General features: G+C 63.6%; 14 protein-coding genes. All 14 read left to right on the top strand.

Annotated elements, in window-relative coordinates; translation table 11 throughout:
• Nucleotides 1-194: 194 nt before the first annotated feature.
• The 14 genes from galU (at nucleotide 195) to KVT38_RS20325 (ending at nucleotide 19,000) form a co-directional block, all read left to right on the top strand.
• Entirely contained in the window at nucleotides 195-1,094 is a 900-nt protein-coding gene (gene galU / locus KVT38_RS20385; protein WP_217595582.1) for a UTP--glucose-1-phosphate uridylyltransferase GalU, read from the top strand.
• On the top strand, nucleotides 1,078-1,770 hold the full coding sequence (locus tag KVT38_RS20380) for a sugar transferase (protein ID WP_217595581.1): 693 nt from the start codon (nucleotides 1,078-1,080) through the stop codon (nucleotides 1,768-1,770). Before galU ends, KVT38_RS20380 begins: the two co-directional genes overlap by 17 nt.
• A gap of 12 nt (nucleotides 1,771-1,782) precedes the next feature.
• The gene (locus KVT38_RS20375; RefSeq protein WP_217595580.1) at nucleotides 1,783-3,042 is read left to right on the top strand and encodes a glycosyltransferase; all 1,260 of its coding nucleotides are present in this window, start codon (nucleotides 1,783-1,785) and stop codon (nucleotides 3,040-3,042) included.
• Nucleotides 3,043-3,170: 128 nt separating this feature from the next.
• The gene (locus KVT38_RS34860) at nucleotides 3,171-4,376 is read left to right on the top strand and encodes an O-antigen ligase family protein (protein WP_306795340.1); all 1,206 of its coding nucleotides are present in this window, start codon (nucleotides 3,171-3,173) and stop codon (nucleotides 4,374-4,376) included.
• Nucleotides 4,373-5,596 (top strand): glycosyltransferase family 4 protein, encoded by a 1,224-nt coding sequence (locus KVT38_RS20370; RefSeq protein ID WP_217595579.1) that lies wholly within the window; start codon nucleotides 4,373-4,375, stop codon nucleotides 5,594-5,596. Before KVT38_RS34860 ends, KVT38_RS20370 begins: the two co-directional genes overlap by 4 nt.
• Complete coding sequence (locus KVT38_RS20365; protein WP_217595578.1) at nucleotides 5,597-6,661, top strand: glycosyltransferase family 4 protein; 1,065 nt, start codon at nucleotides 5,597-5,599, stop codon at nucleotides 6,659-6,661.
• Nucleotides 6,658-7,542, top strand: coding sequence for a glycosyltransferase (locus KVT38_RS20360; protein WP_217595577.1), 885 nt, complete (start codon nucleotides 6,658-6,660; stop codon nucleotides 7,540-7,542). Before KVT38_RS20365 ends, KVT38_RS20360 begins: the two co-directional genes overlap by 4 nt.
• A complete protein-coding gene (locus KVT38_RS20355) occupies nucleotides 7,539-8,903 on the top strand; it encodes a lipopolysaccharide biosynthesis protein (RefSeq protein ID WP_217595576.1) in 1,365 nt (454 codons plus the stop codon). Before KVT38_RS20360 ends, KVT38_RS20355 begins: the two co-directional genes overlap by 4 nt.
• Nucleotides 8,904-8,963: 60 nt before the next feature.
• Nucleotides 8,964-9,941 carry a polysaccharide pyruvyl transferase family protein gene (locus tag KVT38_RS20350; RefSeq protein WP_217595575.1) on the top strand — a complete coding sequence of 326 codons (978 nt, stop codon included), beginning with the start codon at nucleotides 8,964-8,966 and terminating at the stop codon, nucleotides 9,939-9,941.
• Nucleotides 9,938-11,365 (top strand): sugar phosphate nucleotidyltransferase, encoded by a 1,428-nt coding sequence (locus tag KVT38_RS20345; protein WP_217595574.1) that lies wholly within the window; start codon nucleotides 9,938-9,940, stop codon nucleotides 11,363-11,365. The genes KVT38_RS20350 and KVT38_RS20345 overlap by 4 nt, the downstream gene beginning before the upstream one ends.
• Nucleotides 11,362-12,702, top strand: coding sequence for a UDP-glucose dehydrogenase family protein (locus KVT38_RS20340; RefSeq protein ID WP_217595573.1), 1,341 nt, complete (start codon nucleotides 11,362-11,364; stop codon nucleotides 12,700-12,702). Before KVT38_RS20345 ends, KVT38_RS20340 begins: the two co-directional genes overlap by 4 nt.
• Before the next feature lie 27 nt (nucleotides 12,703-12,729).
• Entirely contained in the window at nucleotides 12,730-15,672 is a 2,943-nt protein-coding gene (locus KVT38_RS20335; RefSeq protein WP_217595572.1) for an FN3 associated domain-containing protein, read from the top strand.
• A 14-nt stretch (nucleotides 15,673-15,686) separates the two neighbouring features.
• Nucleotides 15,687-17,003 (top strand): sulfotransferase family protein, encoded by a 1,317-nt coding sequence (locus KVT38_RS20330; protein WP_217595571.1) that lies wholly within the window; start codon nucleotides 15,687-15,689, stop codon nucleotides 17,001-17,003.
• Nucleotides 17,000-19,000 (top strand): asparagine synthase-related protein, encoded by a 2,001-nt coding sequence (locus KVT38_RS20325; protein ID WP_217595570.1) that lies wholly within the window; start codon nucleotides 17,000-17,002, stop codon nucleotides 18,998-19,000. The genes KVT38_RS20330 and KVT38_RS20325 overlap by 4 nt, the downstream gene beginning before the upstream one ends.
• The last annotated feature ends 34 nt before the right edge of the window (nucleotides 19,001-19,034 follow it).

Genomic DNA, 19,034 nt, shown 5'->3' with positions numbered 1-19,034 from the left:
GTCAAAAGGCATTTAATCAAGCCGTTGCTCGGTCAAATGAGCGATTTAGCCTGGATTAACGGCCTTCTGAACGTTATTTCGTTTTGAATGCCATACAAACTCGATTTAATTGCCTTTTAACACTTATTTGAGAGCAAGAAGTGAACAAGCAAGTCTAGCAAGTCTAAAGAGAAATACGGATGGGGTGAGAGCGTATGAAAAAAGTGAGAAAAGCGATTATTCCTGCGGCGGGCCTCGGTACGCGCTTCCTGCCTGCTACTAAGGCAATGCCTAAGGAAATGCTGCCGATCGTCGACAAGCCGACCATTCAGTACATCGTGGAAGAAGCGATCGAATCCGGGATCGAAGACATTATCGTCGTGACCGGCAAAGGAAAACGGGCGATCGAGGATCACTTCGACATCGCCTTCGAGCTGGAGCACACGCTGGCGGAAAAGGGCAAGCTCGACATTTTGAGCAAGGTTCGCAAATCGTCCAACGTCGAGATCCACTACATCCGGCAAAAGGAAGCGAAAGGTCTTGGCCATGCTGTCTGGTGCGCTCGCAACTTCATCGGCAACGAACCGTTCGCGGTGCTGCTGGGCGACGACATCGTGCAGTCGGACACGCCGTGCACGCGGCAGCTGATCGAGCAGTATGAGAATACCGGCAAGTCGGTCATCGGCGTACAAGCCGTCGGCACCGACCAGACGAACCGTTACGGCATCCTCGATCCGATCGAGCGGCGCGGACGTCTGTACCAGGTGCGGCGCTTTGTAGAGAAGCCGCCGATCGGACAGGCGCCGTCCAATCTGGCCATCATGGGCCGCTATGTACTCTCGCCGGAAATCTTCGAATTCCTCGGCCAGCACGAGGTCGGCGCGGGCGGAGAGATTCAGTTGACGGACGCGATCCAGCGGCTGAACGAAGCGCAAGGCGTTCACGCCTACGACTTCGAGGGCATGCGCTATGATGTCGGGGAGAAGCTCGGCTTTATTATGACGACAATCGACTTCGCGCTGCGCGACGAAGAACTCAGGTACCGTCTGATGGACGGGCTGGAGTCGCTGATCAGGCGCGAGAAAGTGGGGGAAAGCCATGGCTCTGCGGTATGACATGGAGCTGGTCGCCCGCCTGACGGACTTCGAACGCAAGCGGATCGCGGCGCAGAACGACGGCAAGCTGGCGATGTATACGACGGTCAAGCGCGGTATGGACGTCGCGGGCTCGCTGGTCGCGCTGGCGCTGTTCAGCCCGATCTTCGCGGTGACGGCGGCGCTCATCAAGCTGGAAAGCCCGAAGGCGCCGATTTTTTTCCAACAGACGCGCATCGGCAAAAACGGACGCAAGTTCAAAATGTACAAGTTCCGCTCGATGGTGCCGGACGCCGAGCAAAAGCTCGCGGCGCTGCTCGAGAAAAACGAGATCAAGGGCGCGATGTTCAAGCTGAAAGACGACCCGCGCATTACCCGGATCGGACGGTTCATTCGCAAGACGAGCATCGACGAGCTCCCTCAGCTCGTGAACGTGCTTAAAGGCGAGATGTCGCTCGTCGGCCCACGGCCGCCGCTGCAAAGAGAGGTGGAAGAATACTCGGACTACGACAAGCTTCGGCTCTCCGTTAGCGGAGGCTGCACGGGACTGTGGCAGGTAACCGGACGCAGCAATCTCAGCTTCGAGCAGATGGTCGAGCTGGACCTGGAATACATTCGCAAACGGAGCATTCGGGGGGATCTGAAGATCATTTTTCGGACCTTCAAGCTGCTGCTTGGAGCCAAAGACGCTTTTTAAGGGTGGCGACAGATGAACAAGATTTTGTTTATTACGAATCGGCTGCCTTTTCCCGGCACGGACGGCCGCAAGAACATGCTGCTGCAATATGTTCGGCATATGAAAGAAATCTACCCCGACAGCGAGATCGTTAATCTCTCGTTCGTGGACGATCCGAAATATTTATCCCAGCGACCGCCGGAAATCGGCAGGCTGGCGACGCTTGAGGCGCCGGGCAAGCTTGAAAAGCTGTACAACATCGTCGTCCATTCGCTGATCCGCCGCAAGTGGCCGCTTCAGGTATCGGTGTATTACAGCCGCAAGACGCACCGCAAGATCCGGGAATTCGTCCGCGAGGAGGAGCCGGACTTCGTGCTTTACGACATGGTGCGGGTGGCCGAATACCTGGCGCCAGGGCAAGGACGCAAGGTGCTGAGCTACGACGACCTGCTGTCGCTGCGCTACCGTCGCCAGCTCGACTGGTTCCAGTACATTCCGTCCGTGCTCGGCGGTTTTTCGGACAAGCTGCCAAGCGGGCTGAAGAAGTTCGCGGACCTGAAGTTTGTTCAGAAGTGGCTCATCGCCTTCGAGAGCAAGATGCTGGGCAAGTATGAAAAGCAAGTGGCCCCGCGTTTCGACCATCTGATTTTCACCTCTCCGGCCGAAGCGCAAAACTTCAGGAAAACGACGCGTCACGAATCCTGTCACGGCGTCCCGATGAAGGTCGAGCCCGACTTTCGGATGCAGGCGAGAGGCTCCCGGCTCTACGACAAAAACAAAGTCGTGTTCGTCGGAAAAATGGACATTCCCCACAACAGCTCGGCGGCCGTGTATTTTTGCGAGCGCGTATGGTCGCGAATCAAGCAGAGCAATCCGGCGGCGGTGTTCTACATCGTCGGCAAAAATCCGACGGCAGAGGTTCTGCGCCTGCAGCGCGAACATCCGGGCGTCATCGTCACCGGCGAGGTGGACGACGTCAAACGGATCGTCAGCGACTCCGCGCTCATGATCGCGCCGCTGCTGTTCGGCACCGGGATCAAGACGAAGATCCTCGAAGCGATGTCCTGGGGCGTACCGGTCGTGACCAACGCGATCGGCAGCGAGGGACTCGACGCGAACAACGGCGAGGACCTGTTCGTATGCGAATCGGAAGACGAGATGGTGCGCAGCGTACTGCTGCTGATGGGCGACAGCGAGATCAACGACAGCATATCGGGCAATTCCATCCGGTACGTGAGCCGCCGCTTCAGCGGTTCGGCGACCCGCAAAAACATGGAGCTGATCCTATCCTAGCGCAAGGGCGCGACGAGCCGGTCGATCTCGTCCGCGCTTCGGTCGTCGCGCTGTTTTTGTTCTCGCTGGCGGTCATCACGTATGACAGCTTGCCATACTTCGCCTTCTCGGTTTATCGCCCGCTGGCGATGTTTCCGATGTTCGCCGCTTCGCTGCTGCTGCTGTTCACCGACTTCAAGTTCAGGCGCGGAGACGTGCCGCTTCTTCTGTTCGCCGCTTACAGCGTCGGTCATTCGCTCATCGCGTCGGCCGGCGTGACGGGCGCGAGCTTCAAGCACGCGATCACGCTGCTGTTCGGCATCTCGATGTACAGGGTGTCCCTGTATATCGCCGAGCAGGCGAAAAACGATCCCGCGCTTCGCAAGCAGATCGCCATCTATTTGCTCGTTGGCTTCGTGCCGCCGCTCGCTGCGGGGCTGCTGCAGCTTGCGGATGCCTACTTGATTCGCAGCGGCTTCTCCGGCGTACTGACCGGCCTCTTTTCCGAAAAGGTGTACAAGGGCCGGATCCAGCTGCTGTCGGGCGAGCCGTCCTGGGGCGGCATCCATTTGCTGACCGGCGGCTTGCTGCTGCTTTTCCTGTACAAGGAGGGCTACCGGAAAATCACGATCGTGCCGCTGATCGGCTGCGTCGTGCTGCTGGTGCTGTCGTTCTCGGCATACGCCTACAGCGTGCTGCTGATCGCGTTGCTCGTCTACGTGTTTATCGCGAACAAGTATCGCGGCCGCATGCTGCTCGCGCTTGGCGCGATCGGACTCGTCATCGTCGTCGGCGTGCCGTTCCTGCTCGAGACGCTGAAGGTGAGCGGGTACTTCACGGACCGCTTTCAATTCAATTTTCCGCATCTGCTGCGGGCGGACAATTCCTTTTTTATCCGCGTCATATTCCCGGCGATCGGCTTCATGGAGTTTTGGCATCATCCGATCTTCGGCGTCGGCGGCGGATTTTACTACCGCGAGTTCGCGGAGCTGCTTCGCGGTCACTTCGAATACGGCATGAAGTTCACCGAGGTCGCGAACCTGGTGAACGACCATCCGGAGATGGCGACCTCGCGCAATTTGTGGTCCAAGCTGTTCGCCGAGGAAGGATTGATCGGCGCGTTGCTGTTCCTCGGCTTCATGACGGCCGCCTTGCGCAGCTCGCGCCGTCATCCGTTCGCCCAGTTCGCGTTCGCGCTGTGCGTGTCGCTCGTCATGAATTTCGATTCCTACTCCTTCGTGAACTTCTGGCTGCTGATCGGATGGATCCGGGGCGGATTTTTTGAAGGACGGCCGGACGCCCGGGCGGCAGAATGGGATACGCAGAACGATAGGGAGTTGAGACGTACCGCATGAAAATCGTAATCGTCAACAGCTTGTACACGCCCCACATCATCGGAGGGGCCGAGATATCGACGCAGATTCTGGCGGAGACGCTTGCGTCCGTCGCCGACGTTCACGTGCTGACGCTGGGCGGACACGGCCGAGCCGAAGGTATCCGCGAGGAACGGATCAACGGCGTCACCGTGCACCGGATGCCGCACGGCTACCTGTACTGGATCGGAGACGCCAAACGGCGCGGCGTGCTGATGCGGACCGCCCGCAGGCTGACCGACCTGTACAATCCGCGAATGAACGAAGCGGTGCGGGAGCGGCTGGCCGCGATCAAGCCGGATCTGATCCACACGCAAAACCTGTCCGGCTTCGGCGCGGGCATCTGGACGGCGGCCGCCGGTCTGGACGTGCCGATCGTGCACACGCTTCGCGACTATTCGCTGCTGTCGCCGGTCAGCTCGCCGATCAAAAATCCGCTGCTGTCGCGGTTGTACGCGATGACGACAAGCGGCTACAGCCGCCACGTGTCGGCGGTCGTCGGCATCTCGTCGCACATCCTGAAGCGCCATACGGACGCCGGACTTTTCCCGGCCGCCGCGCGCAAGGTCATCCCGAACGCGGTGGAGGGCGGCATCGCCGCGAGCGACAAAGAATTCGATAGGCGTCCGCTTCGCATCGGCTACTTCGGACGGATCGAGCCGGAGAAAGGCGTGCGGGAGCTGATCGAGGCGGCGATGTCGCTGCCGACCGACGTCGTCGAGCGCGTCGTCGTCTGCGGCGAAGGAAGCCTCCGGGCGAAGCTCGCCGACAGCTGCCGCGAGGACGCGCGCTTTGTATTTCCCGGCAAGGTGAAGCCCGCCGAGGCGCGCCGCATGATGGGCGAAGCCGACGTCAACTTCGTGCCTTCGGTATGGGAAGAGCCGTTCGGCCGCGTCATCATCGAGTCGTATCAGGTCGGCACGCCGGTGTACGCCACCGACGTCGGCGGCATTCCGGACGCGGTGTACGATCCCGAGGAATTTTTGTTCCCGCCGGGCAGCGCCGCGGCCATCCGGGCCAAGATCCTGTCGTTCCACTCGCTGCCTGCCGCGGACAAGCGGCGGATCCAGGCGGCTTGCCTCAAGCATTGCCGCGGCTTCACGCAAGCCGCGCTGCTCGACCGGCATCTGGAGCTGTACGACCAGACGCTGGCCGGCGGCGAATATACTGCGGTCCGAACCGCCGTCGGGCAGGTGCATTAGATGAGCGAACCGACCGTCTACATGTGGCCCAAGACGAATCCGCACAACAAGTACACCGACCTGCTCGCCAGGTCGCTCGAGCGGCGCGGCCTGCGCGTCGAGCATTACGCCAAGGGCTCGCAGTTCAAGCCGCGCCGGGGCGATATCGTCCATATTCATTGGCCGAGCTACACGTACCAGGCTTCGATTTTTCCGCTAACCGTCGTCAAGTCGCTGTTTTTTATTTCGCTGCTCTACTGGTACAAATTCCTCGGCGTTCGGCTATTCTGGACGATTCACAACATCTGGCCGCACAAGGGCAAATCGCGCTGGGACTTCTTCGTCCGCAAGCGGCTGCTCAGCCTGTGCGACGCCGCGTTCGTCCTCAGCGAATCGTCGAAGCGCGAAGCGGCCGAAGTGTTCGGCGGCCCCGAGGACAAGATCGTCGTGACGCCGCACGGCCACTACGACGACGCCTACCCAAGCCGCGGCGCCGACATCCGTGCCAGGTTCGGCATCCCGAAGGACCGGTTCCTGTACCTGTTCGTCGGCCGGATCAACCGGTACAAGGGCGTCGAGCAGCTCGTGTCGGCTTACCGGTCGCTTGAGCCTGCGAACGCCGCGAATGCCGCGCTGCTGATCGCGGGGCAGGCGGATACGGGCTACGACCTTGGCTTTATCGGCGCGGACCAGGCCGGCGACGAAGCGGGCGCGATCAAGCTCCACTCGTCGTTCGTGGACGACGCCGATCTGGCCGACTACCTGCTCGCGGCCGACGCGGTCGTGCTGCCGTACCGGCAGATCACGACAAGCGGGAGCGCCATTCTGGCGCTGACCTTCGGCAAGCCGGTCGTCGCGCCGCGGCTCGGCTCGCTGGGCGAGTACGTGTCCGACGGCTGCGGGGTGCTGTACGATCCCGACGACAAGGACGGGCTGCACAAGGCGCTTCGTGATGTGATGAACATGGACCGGCTTAAAACGGAGCAACGGATCGCGGACAAGCTCGGGGAGCTCGACTGGGACCGTATCGCGGACCGTATGCTCGCCGTCTACGCCGGCCGGATACCGCAAGAGGTGAACGCATGAAAGCAACGGTAGCGATATGCACGCACAACCGGGCCGCGGATCTGCGCGAGGCGCTGCTCAGCCTGCTGAAGCAGCGGTTCGACGCCTTCGAGGCGATCGTCGTGGACAACGGCTCGACCGATGCCACGGCCCAGACCGTGGAGGAGATCGAGCGGATGGTCAGCTTCCCGGTCCGCTACATCTACGAGGCGAAGCTCGGCCTCTCCGTCGCCCGCAACCGGGCGATTCGCGAGTCGCAGGGCGAATACGTGCTGTTCCTGGACGACGACGCGGTCGCGTCCGAGGACTGGATCGCCGGCATCGTCGCGCTGTTCGAGCGGGACGACCGCATCGGCGTCGTGGGCGGCAAGATCGAGCCGGCCTGGGAAGGAGAAGCGCCCGCCTGGCTCGCGCCGGAGAACCGCACGCTCTACACGATCCTCGATTATGCGGAAGACATCGTGGAGATGAAACGGCCGCATATTCCGTTCGGCGCCAACGTCGCGTTCAGGCGCTCGGCGCTTGATATGAACGCGCTGTTCCGAGAGGATCTGGGGCGCGTCGGGAGCAACCTGCTCTCAAGCGAGGAAGGGGAGCTGATCGATCGCATCCGCACCCGTTACTCGGTCTACTACACGCCGCACGCGTCGGTGCTGCACAAGATTCCGCGCAGCCGCATCAGCCGCAAATGGCTGTTAAGGCGCATTTACTGGCAGGGCGTCAGCAGCGCGGTCAGCTCCGAACGCAAGATGCGCGTGTTCGCGCGGTCGATCGTGAAGCTGCCGATCATCGTGCTGCTCTCGCTGCCGGTGTTGTACGACAGGCGGCGCGTCTTCCGCAACGTCAGCCGGATCGCCTACAACAACGGGCAGATCAGCGGCGTGCTGGGCACGTACGAATGAAGAGGCTAAGCCGCCTGTGGAGCGGCGGAGGCGCGCTCACCGCGATCATGAAGACGAGCGCCGCCAACCTGATCATCGTGCTGCTCGGCACCGTCACCTCGATCGTGACGGCGCGCATGTTCGGCGTCGCGGGCAAGGGCGAATTTTCGGCGATCCTCTTCTGGTCGACTTTGCTCGCCGGCGTCCTAAGCTTCGGGCTGCCGACGTCGCTGATCTTCAACCGGCGGACGCATCCGGCGCACGGACCGGCCTTTATCCGAGCCGGATTCCTGTTCCAGCTGCCGGTATGTATCGTCGCGGGCACGGTCGCCTGGTTCTGCATGCCCGCCTGGCTCGGCAACTACGGCGACCACATCGTGGCCATCGCCAGGTGGTACACCGTCCTGACGCTGCCGCTGCTGCTCGCGGTCAACCTGCTGTCGGCGCTCGCGCAGAGCATGGAGAACTTCGGGCTGTACAACGGCATCCGGCTGTACGTGCCGCTCAGCAATCTGATCGGACTGCTCGCGCTCTGGGCCCTCGGCTATTTAAGCCAGTTTTCCTCGGCGCTCATGTTTCTCGTCACGAGCCTGGGTGTCGTCTGCTGGGCGCTGTACCGGATGAGACGGCAGCTGGCAGTCGGCTGGTTCGGCAAAAAGGACGATGCGGCGGCGGCCGGCCAAAAGCCGGGCGAGCGCGGACCGATCAAGTCGCTGTTCGGCTACGGCGGACGCGTGTACGGCGTCGAGCTGCTCGGCACGCTCTACACGCAGTGCGACAAGCTGATCATCCTGTCGCTGCTCGCGCCGCGGGAGTTCGGGCTGTACACGGTCGTCTACACGCTGTCCCGCGTGTTCAACATCGTCCAGACGGCCATCTCGGGCGTCGTCTTCCCGAAGGTGACGGGGCTGTCGCAGGAGGAGGTCGTCGCCAAGGTCAGCCGGGCATTCCGGCTATCCTTTCCGATCATGCTCGCCGCGCTCGTCCCGGGCATGATCGTCGGCCGCTGGCTGCTGGGCCTGCTCTACGGCCAGCAGTTCCTGGCGGCGGACACGGCCTTCTACCTGCTGTCCCTGGAATGCGTCGTCGGCGGCGGCTCGTGGATACTCGCCTCCTCCTTCAACGCGATGGGCCGGCCGGGTCTTGTCGTCGCGAGACAGGCGTTCGCGCTGGCACTGACCGTGGGGATGTGCTTCTTGCTCGCCCCCGCGTACGGTCTGAACGGCATCGCGCTGGCGATGTTAATCGGGGCTTTCAGCCGGATCGTCATCTCGGTCGCGGCGATGAAGGTCGTATTCAAAGCTCCGGTATCGGGCGTGCTGTTCGACAAGGACGATTGGCGCTTCCTGGCGGGACGGCTGACGCGAGCGGCGCAGTCGTGACCGGGGAACGCATTTCATAGGAACTAGAAAGAAAGATACAAGCGCGAAGGAGACAAACGGATGGAGATCGCGACCTTACCGGCTCACCCGATGGATGAGCTCAAAAACCGGCTGAAACTCATACTGGACGTCATTCCGCCGGGCTCGAACATCTATTATATCGACTATCCCGTTTATTCCAACGGGGGGGACCTGCTTATCATGAAAGGGACGGAAGCGTTCTTCCGGGAAAACGGAATTCGGGTGCGGGCGAGATACAGCGCATTCGACTTCCCGGACGGATTGAGCGTGCCGAAGGATCATATCCTCGTGCTGCAGGGCGGCGGCAACTTCGGCGATCTATACCCCGTGCACCAGAAGCTGCGCGAGCGGGTCGTGGCGGGCTATCCGAACAACCGGGTCGTCATCCTGCCGCAGACGATCCACTACAAGGACGTGCGGGAGTTCGACCGGACCCCCGCCATTCTGAACCGTCACAAGGACGTGCACCTGTTCGTGCGCGATACGCTGTCGCTGGATATGGCGAAGGATAAGTTCCACCGCTGCGGCGTCTACCTGTCCCCGGATATGGCGCACCAGCTGTGGCCGATCCGCGGCGGAGGCCAGCCGGCGAGGGAGCTGCTCCGCTTCATGCGCACCGACATCGAGAAGACGGAAGGACAGGACGGACTGCCCGTCGAAGGCGCCGGCGACGATCTCGATTGGTCGACGCTGTACAGCCGTACGGAGCATCGGTCGATCCGCGCGATCGGCAAGGTGATGCGCATCTCCAAGGGCAAGCTGCCGGTCGGGAAGTTCTGGATCAAGTATTCGGATCGGCTCGTGAGCAAGGCGGTCGAACGGTTCGCGCAGTACCGCACCGTGCAGACGTCGCGGCTTCACGGCCATATTCTGTCCTGCCTCATGGACAAGCCGAACGTCCTGTACGACAACGCGTACGGCAAAAACGGCCGCTACTATCGCTGCTGGACGCAGAGCATCGCGTCGGCGAGGCTTGCTGCCGAGCCGAATAACAAGCAGAGCGGAGGGATGGCATGAAAATCGTGCTTTTGTCCGGCGGATCGGGCAAGCGGCTCTGGCCGCTGTCGAACGATTCCCGCTCGAAGCAGTTTCTGAAGGTGCTGAAGGATCCGGCCGGCCGGCCCGAATCGATGATCCAGCGGGTATGGCGGCAGCTCGGGGACGCCGGGCTGCAAGATCATGCTTACGTGGCGACGGGCAAGTCGCAGGTCGAGATTCTGTACGGCCAGCTCGGCAGCGACGTCAGGCTGATCGCAGAGCCGTCGCGCAGGGACACGTTCCCTGCGATCGCGCTCGCGGCGACGCATCTGTACGCGATGGAGGGCGTGAGCCTGTCCGAGACGATCGTCGTCATGCCGGTCGACCCTTACGTCGATGGCCGGTTTTTCGCGGAACTCGCGAAGCTCGAACGCGCGCTGGACGCTTCCGGCGCGGATCTGGCGCTCGTCGGCGTGCAGCCGACGTATCCGTCCGAGAAGTACGGATACATCGTGCCCGGATCGGGCGTCGCAGAGGAAGACGGGAGCGCCGGCACGGCTGCCGGCGCGCATGAAGGCGGCGAGCCGTTCATGACCGTACGCGGGTTCCGCGAGAAACCGGCAAAGGAAGAGGCCGAGCGGATGATCGCCGAAGGCGCGCTCTGGAATTGCGGCGTATTCGCGTTCAAGCTCGATTTTCTCATCAATATCCTGATCGCCCACGAGCTGCCGATCCAGCACGAGGAGATGGCGAGACGCTACGAAGCGCTGCCGAAGATCAGCTTCGACTACGAGGTCGTCGAGAAGGCGAACAAGATCGCGGCCGTTCGCTATGCGGGCGACTGGAAGGATCTCGGCACCTGGAATACGCTCACCGAGGAAATATCCGAACCGCTCACAGGCAAAGGCACGATCTCGGCGCAAACGCAAGGCGCGCACGTCATCAACGAGCTGGACGTTCCGATCGCGGTGCTCGGCCTGTCCGACGTCATCGTGGCGGCGAGCCCGGACGGCATCCTCGTCGCGGACAAGGCGCTTAGCCCCATGGTGAAGGACCTGCTGGGTTCGACGGACCCGCGTCCGATGTACGAGGAGCGGCGCTGGGGCCGGTACCGCGTGCTGGATTATGCGGTATATCCGGACGGACGCGAGGTGCTGACCAAGCGGATTACGATCGCAGCGGGACGCAATCTCAGCTATCAGTACCACAGCCTGCGGGACGAGGTATGGACCGTGATGTCCGGCAGCGGCACGTTCGTCCTGAACGGCAAGATCTCGTCCGTGGCCGCCGGCGACGTGATCCGGATTCCGAAGGAGAGCATGCACAGCGTGCGCGCGGAGCAGGATCTCGAGATCATCGAGGTCCAGAGCGGGACGCTGCTGATCGAAGAGGACATCGTCCGGCTGGAGATGGCCTGGGCGGATATTATGGAACTTTGCGAGACACAGGAGGGATCCATTTGAAAATCGCGGTAATCGGCACCGGCTACGTCGGACTCGTGTCGGGCATCTGTTACGCCGAGCTTGGATCTACGGTCGTCTGCGTCGACAAGGATCCTTACAAGATCGCCACGCTCCAGGGCGGCGGCATCCCGATCTACGAACCGGAGCTTGAGGAGCTGTCGCGGAAAAACGTCGCGGCCGGCAAGCTGCGCTACACGCACGATCTGGCGGAAGCCGTGCGCGGAACCGACCTCGTCATCATCGCGGTCGGCACGCCGCCGCTGCCTGGCGGCCAGGCCGACCTGTCCTACATCGACGCTGCGGCGGCCGAGATCGGAGACGCGCTCACCGGCTACGCCATCGTCGCCGTCAAGAGCACCGTCCCCGTCGGCACGAACGAGCGGGTGCGCGAGCTGATTCGCGCCAGAACCGACGTGCCGTTCGACAGCGTGTCGCTGCCCGAATTTCTGCGCGAAGGCTCGGCCGTGCGCGACACGCTGGAGCCCGACCGGGTCGTCATCGGCGCCGATTCGCCGGCCGCTGCCGAGCGGATCGCCGAGCTGCACCGGCCGCTGACCAAGCAGGTCATGGTGACGGACATCCGCAGCGCGGAGATGCTGAAGTACGCCTCGAACGCCTTTCTCGCGACCAAGATCTCGTTCATCAACGAGATCGCCAACATCTGCGAGAAGGTCGGCGCGGACGTGTCGGAGGTCGCGGCGGGCATGGGGCTCGACCGGCGCATCGGCACCGCTTTCCTGAACGCGGGCATCGGCTACGGCGGCTCGTGCTTCCCGAAGGATACGCGGGCGCTCATCCAGATCGCCGGCCATGTCGAGTACGAGTTCAAGCTGCTGCGCTCGGTCGTCGAGGTCAATCAGGACCAGCGCATGCGCATCGTCAACAAGCTCGAGACGATTTTCGGCGGCGAGCTGCGCGGCAAGACGGTCGCGGTGTGGGGGCTGTCGTTCAAGCCCAACACCGACGACGTGCGCGAATCACCGGCGCTCGAGATCATCCGTCATCTGGTCGATAACGGCGTGATCGTGCGGGCGTACGATCCGATCGCGACGCCGAGCTTCCGCGGCCTGTTCGGCGACGGCGGCGTCGTCTGGTGCGAAGGCGCGCTCGAAGCGGCGAGCGGCGCGGACGCGCTGTGCCTGCTCACCGAGTGGGAGGAGTTTGCGGGCACCGATCTGCGCGTCCTGCAAGAGACGATGCGCCGGCCGATCCTCATCGACGGGCGCAACGTGTTCAAGGAAGCGGATCTTGCCGGTACGGCTTTTGTCTATTACTCGATCGGCCGCCCGAGCCTGAATCAGGGCGTCAGAGAAGAGATGCCGATCCTCCAGTACTAAAAGCAGGGCAAAAGGAGCTTCGTCATCATGAAAAGAAAAGCGATCTGGCTCCTGGCTTACGGCATGCTCGTCGTCGTGCTGCCTTCGCACTCGCACGGAGACAGCCCGGGCAGCTACGAGATCGAGGTCGACGACCTGGCCGATTGGGAGCGGACGTACGGACATTCCGACACGCTGGCGCTGCGAACGGTCGCGGCCGGCGGACAGGACGCCACCCGCGTCGCGCCGAGCGGCGAGGCGGGCGAGGCGCTCGTCTACAAGACCAAAGGCGGTCTGCGCTCGTTCGCGGTTCAAACGTACGGCGGCAAGCCGGGCGCCGGCGATGGCGGCGACCTGCAATTCCTGATCTCGGCTGACGGCAAGTCGTATCGGAGCGTGACGCCGGACGTTCACGAGGAGCCGGGGAAGCCGCCGACCGTGACCTATGCGTCGCGAGGCTTTCCCGTCGGCACGCAGTTTTTGAAGATCGTGTTCGAGGGCGGCGGCGCAGGAGTTTCGCCGGAGATCGGCGAGGTCGTGCTGAACGACGACGCGGACGCCGGAGCCGGAGCCAGCAAGCCGTCCGGAGCCGTCTTGTACGGCAGCATGGTCCTGCTCAGTCCGAAGGAGGAAGGCGAAGCCGTCTACTACACGACGGACGGCAGCGACCCGCGTACGTCGAAGACGCGTCTGCAGTACGGGGCGCCGATCGCGATTGCCGACGAGACGGTGCTGAAGGCGACGTCGGCGGATCCTGCAAGCGGACCGGCAAAGGAGACGAGCGGCGTGTCGACGTACGCGTATACGCCCTATCCGCTTGCCGCGCCGCCCAAGGGCATCGAGGACAAGCTGGACGACTTCGGTCTGACCGCCGTCCGCGCCAACGTCTACACGGCGACCGACAATCCCGCTTACTACGGCGGCGACGGCCGTCGGGCGGTCCGCTCCACGACAGGGGCGGGCGTGCTCCTTTACAAGACCGAATACGACATGACTTCCTTTTCGGTCAGCAGCTACTATTTTGCCGGGCTTCCGCTTAGCAAGCTGAAGTTCTACGCCTCCTCCGACGACGTGACGTACAGCGAGGTCCCGGCGCTTGGGTACCCGTCCGGCAACCCGGTTAAAAACTGGCAGCCGTACGCTTACGAGAACATGGCGCTGCCGGAAGGCACGCGCTTCCTGAAAATCGAGATGACGGGCAAGAGCAAAGCCTGGACCCCGCAAGTATCGAGCGTGGCGATCAACCTGAATACGGCTTCCGCGTCGCTGGCGACGACGAAGACGAAGGGCGGGATACTCGCGGCGCTTGCGACGGAGACCGACGGGGCGCGTCTTTACTACCGGCTGAACGACGGCAAGGATTTCCTGCCGTATACGGCGCCGATCGCGCTGCACGGGTACGTTAGGCTGGAAGCCTACGCGGTCAAGGAGGGGCTGCTGCCGAGCCCCGTCCGCAGCTACGCGATCAATGCGAGCGACGAGGTGCAGCTCGACCGGTTCGGCCAGATGGAGGATGCGAGCTTCGCGGGCAAGGTGACATCCGAGTCGCAGCTGGCGGCGGACGCGAAGGCGGACAAGGCCTATTATGAGAGCCTCCAGCCGCCGGCTGGACGCGACGATTACGGCGGGCTGGCCGGCAGCAAGGATAAGTACGGCTTCAAGGCGACCGGCTACTTCGCGATCCAGCGGCTGAACGGCCGCCCGGTCATGACGACGCCGACCGGCAATCTGTACTTCAGTCTAGCGGTCAACGGCGTGACGGCCAACGAGACGTATTCGCTCGTGAAGGGCAGAGAGACGCTGTACGAATCGGTGCCGCCCTATGCGGGGGAGTACAAGCCGGCCTGGCTCGGGACGGACAGCTTCTCGTATTATGTCGCCAACAAGTACCGCAAGACCGGCGTGTTCCCGACGGAGCACGACATTTATATGGAAGCGATCGGAAGGCTGGAAAAGTGGGGCTTCAACGGCATCGGCGGCTTCTCGCCGGAGAAGTACGGCGAAGAGGGGCTGTTCCCTTACATGCGCATGCTGCCGCTGGATTCCATGAGCTGGGCGAAGATCAACGGCCTGAAGTTCTTCGACATTTACGCGCCGGGTGCGGAGACGAAGCTCGACCAGGCGTTCGCCCAGGCCGTCGCGCCGTACAAGGACGACCCGATGCTCGTCGGCTACTTCATCGGCAACGAGTACGATTTTCACAAGTTCTATCAGGTGGTGCCGGGCCTCAAGGCGAGCAAGGCGGCGATCAAAGGGCGGCTCGTGCAGCGCCTGGCGTCGAAGTACGGCACGATCGCCTTGTTCAACAAAGCCTGGGGGACGAACTTCGCTTCGTTCGACAGCCTGAAGGAAGCGAAGCTGCCGGTCGACACGAAGACTGCCTGGAGCGATATGAACGGGCTGTTCGCGGAGTATCTCGACCGGTTCTACGGCACCGTCGCCAAGCTGTACCGCAAGTACGATTCGCATCATCTGCTGCTCGGCGACCGGTGGACCGTGACGGCGTTCCGCGACTCGAAGCTGCGCGGCATGCTCGCCGCGGCCGAAGGCAAATACGTCGACGTCATCAGCCTGAATTACTACTCGCACAAAGTCGAGACCGAGCTGCTGGCCGATCTGTACGCCAAGGCTGGCAAGCCGATCATGATGAGCGAGTTCGGCTACGGCACGGCCGAGCAGGGGCTCGCGCCGCTCATTCAAAACGCGGCGGCGAACCAGGCCCAGCGCGGCATCCGGTACCGCAACTACGTGGAGGGCGTCGCGACGCTGCCTTACGTCGTCGGAGCGAACGTGTTCAACTACGTGGACCAGGCGGGCCTCGGCCGCCACTGGCAGGGCCAGTGGGGCGAGCATTACAACTCGGGTCTCGTCAACGTCGCGGACCGGCCGTACAAGGACTATCTGACGGCGGCGAAGGCGACGAACGACGACATCTACCGGATCATGCTCGGCCAGCGGCCGAAGTATTACTACGATTTTAACAAGAAGTGAAGGAGGCGCCCCGGATGGTCGACGCAAGCGGCAACAACCTCGTATTCCTGCTGTGCACGCCGCGGAGCGGCAGCTCCCTGGCGACGGTCATGCTGCAAAATCATAGCCGGGTGTACGCCGCGCAGGAAATGTGGTTTCTGATGAGCCTGCTCGATCTGAAGGCGGCGCAGCGGCGGGCGTACGGCGGCGGGGCGATTCTTGAGCGTTTTTTCGGCGGCGTGCTGCCCGAAGACGCATTCGCGGACGCCTGCCGGGCGTTCGCGGTCGAGGCTTACAACGGCTTGCTGCGCGGCGGCGAAGGCGCGGACATCGTCGTCGACAAATCGCCGAGGTACTATTATCTGCTGGAGTTCCTCGACGCGCTGTTCCCGCAGTCCAAGCGAATCTGGCTGCTGCGCAATCCGCTCGACGTACTCGCTTCGTACAAGAAGCTCGGCGCTTCGCGCGGCGGCGCCGCGGATCTCGCGGGACTGCTGACGGGCTCCGCGTTCGACATCAAGGCCGCGGATCTCACGATCGGGCTCATGCGCTACATGCGATACTTTGCTGAGACCGATCCGTACGCCTATCGGCTGCGCTACGAGGAGCTGGTCGCAGATCCGGCCGGGGAGTTGGCCGGCGTATGCGATTTCCTCGGTATCTCTTACGAGGAGGGCATGGAGCGGTATGGCGAGCGGATGGGCACGGCGAAGTCCGAGCTGTACTTCAGCATGGGCGTCGGCGATCCGAACGTCGCGGACCATGCGGCGCCGCACACGAACGCGGTCGGTTCGTGGAAGGACGCGCTGACGAAGCGGGAGGCGGAGCTGTACGTTCGCCTGCTCGGGGCAAGGACGTTCGAGGCGCTCGGCTACGGCGAGGCGCTGGCCGAGGCGGAGCGCTGGACCGGCGCCCGGTTCGAGCGCGAGCCGGACGAGACGCTGCTGGCGCTGAGGGAGCGGCAGCTGCTGGAAGCGACCGGGTGCCGCTGGGAGCCGGGGTATGGGATGCGAAGCGCGGCGGGCGGCATGTCGGGTGGCATGGCGAGAGGCTCGGCGGGCGGCGAGATCAAGGCATCGGCAGGAGAGGCTGTGCCTGCAAGCGGCGTCGACGCGGCGATGGCGGTCGAGACACGGCAGGCTCGCACGCCGGACGCTCGCGTACACCAGCTGCAGATGACCGTCCGCGCGCTGGAAATGCGGCTCGAAGCGGGCATCCGGGAGCAGCGGCAGCTCCGCGCACAGCTCGGCGCCATGAAGCGGAAGGCGGATTGGCTGAAGTCGGCCATCCCGTTTGGCAGGCGCCTGTCCCGGTTCGCATCGGCTTATATGGCCGGCGGAGGGAAGAAATGAGCGCGCTGGCGGGGATCGTGCGCTTCGACGGCGGGGAGGCGCAGGCGGCGGACGGCGAGCGGATGATGGACGCGATGGCGCATTACGTGGCGGACGACGCTCGTACGTGGCGCGGCGGGCCGGCGTTCCTCGGCTGCCGCATCCGCTGGATTACGCCGGAATCGGTGGGCGAGCGGATGCCGGACGGTGGTTCGGCTGTCGAGGGGCTGCGAATCGTCGCAGACGCGATCCTCGACAACCGCGGTGAGCTGTTCGCGAAGCTCGAGGTGCCGGCGGGGCGCCGGGAGATGATAACGGACGGCGAGCTGATCGTGCTCGCTTACCGCAGATGGGGACGCTTAGCCCCGTCTCATCTGATCGGCGACTTCGCGTTCATGATCTGGGACGAGACGCGCAGAGAGCTGTTCGGCGCGCGAGACCTGTTCGGCAGCCGCTCGCTCTACTATCACATCGGGGCCGGCCGTCTGGCGTTCGCCACGACGATGACGCCGCTGCTGGCGCTGCCTGATACGGACGGCCGGCTGGACGAGGCATGGCTCGCCGAGTTCATGGCGATTCCCGAGATGTTCGAATCGACCGACCCCGGAGCGACGCCGTATGTCGGCATCCGGCAGGTGCCGCCGGGGCATGCAGTCGTCTTCGCGGACGGACGGGCCCGCATCGAATCCTACGGCTCGATCGAGCCGACCGAGCCGCTGCGGCTCGGGTCGGACGGAGAGTACGAGGAGGCGATGCGCGACATCTTCGGCGAAGCCGTCCGGGCCAGGCTGCGCACGCATCGCGAGGTCGCGGCGACGCTGAGCGGCGGCCTCGACTCCGGCGCGGTCGCGGGGTTCGCGGCTCGGGAATTGCAGCGGGAGGGCAAGACGCTCCAGGCTTACAGCAGCGTGCCGTCCAGCGGCTTTGCCGATTGGACGCCGGGCCACGCGGCAGCGGACGAGCGGCCGTATATCGCGGCGACGGTCCGCCATGTCGGCAATATCGAGGCTTCGTACATGGACTTCGAGGGCATCAGCCCGCTGACCGAAGTGGACGAATGGATCGACCTGCTGGAGTCGCCCTACAAGTTTTTTGAAAACTCGTATTGGCTGAAAGGCATCCACGAGCGCGCGGGCAGTCGGGGAGCGGGCATTCTGCTCACCGGCGCAAGGGGCAACTTCACCGTCTCGTGGGGCCCGGCCCTTGACTACTATGCGCAGCTGCTGAAGCGCATGAAGTGGATGCGGCTGTCTCGCGAGCTGCGGATGTTCGGCGCGAATAAGGGCATCGGACGTCGCCGGCTGCTGTCGACGCTGGGCAAGCTGGCCTTCCCGGCGCTCTCGGGCGCCAGGCGGGGCGGGGATGAGCCGGATCTGCCGGCGATGCTCATCCATCCCGATTTTGCGCAGCGTACAGGCGTATTCGCAAAGCTGCGGGGCGGCGATGGCGGAGCAGGCGCCGCCGGGAATGGCCGCTACGGCCAAGGCTTTGGCCGCGGTGCGCGCGGCGGCCGATCCGGCGCGGCGGCCGATCCGTTCGCGGTGCGCCGGGAGAAGCTCGCAAGCCTCGCCGCCGCGAACAAGAACGGCGCGACGGCGACCAAGCTGTCGCTGCGGTACGGCGTCTGGGAGCGGGATCCGACCTGCGACCTGCGGGTCGTGCGCTTCTGCCTCTCGGTGCCGGTCGAGCAGTACGTGCGGGACGGCATGGACCGCGCCTTGATTCGCCGGGCGACGAAGTCCGTGCTGCCCGACGAGGTCCGGCTCAATCAGCGGATCCGGGGCGTCCAGGGCGCGGATTGGATCTACCGGGCGGCGCCGATGTGGCCGCGCCTGCTCGACGAGCTGCGCCGGCTCTGCGACGATTCGGCGGTCGCCGGCTACCTGCACGTCGACCGGATCCGTGCGGCCGCGGCGGGCATCGGGCGGGAGCCGCGACCCGAGCTCGCTTTTCACCCGGAGATGAGGCTGCTCCTGCGCAGCGTGATCTTGTACAGATTCATCAAGCGGCACGCTTGACGATTCGGCGGCGCGAGCCGCGCCTGCGGGCGCC

The organism is Cohnella sp. GbtcB17 (assembly GCF_019091135.1).
Taxonomy (GTDB): domain Bacteria; phylum Bacillota; class Bacilli; order Paenibacillales; family Paenibacillaceae; genus Cohnella.
Note: the sequence above shows the minus strand (reverse complement) of the source record. Positions and strands in the feature narration are given on the sequence as shown.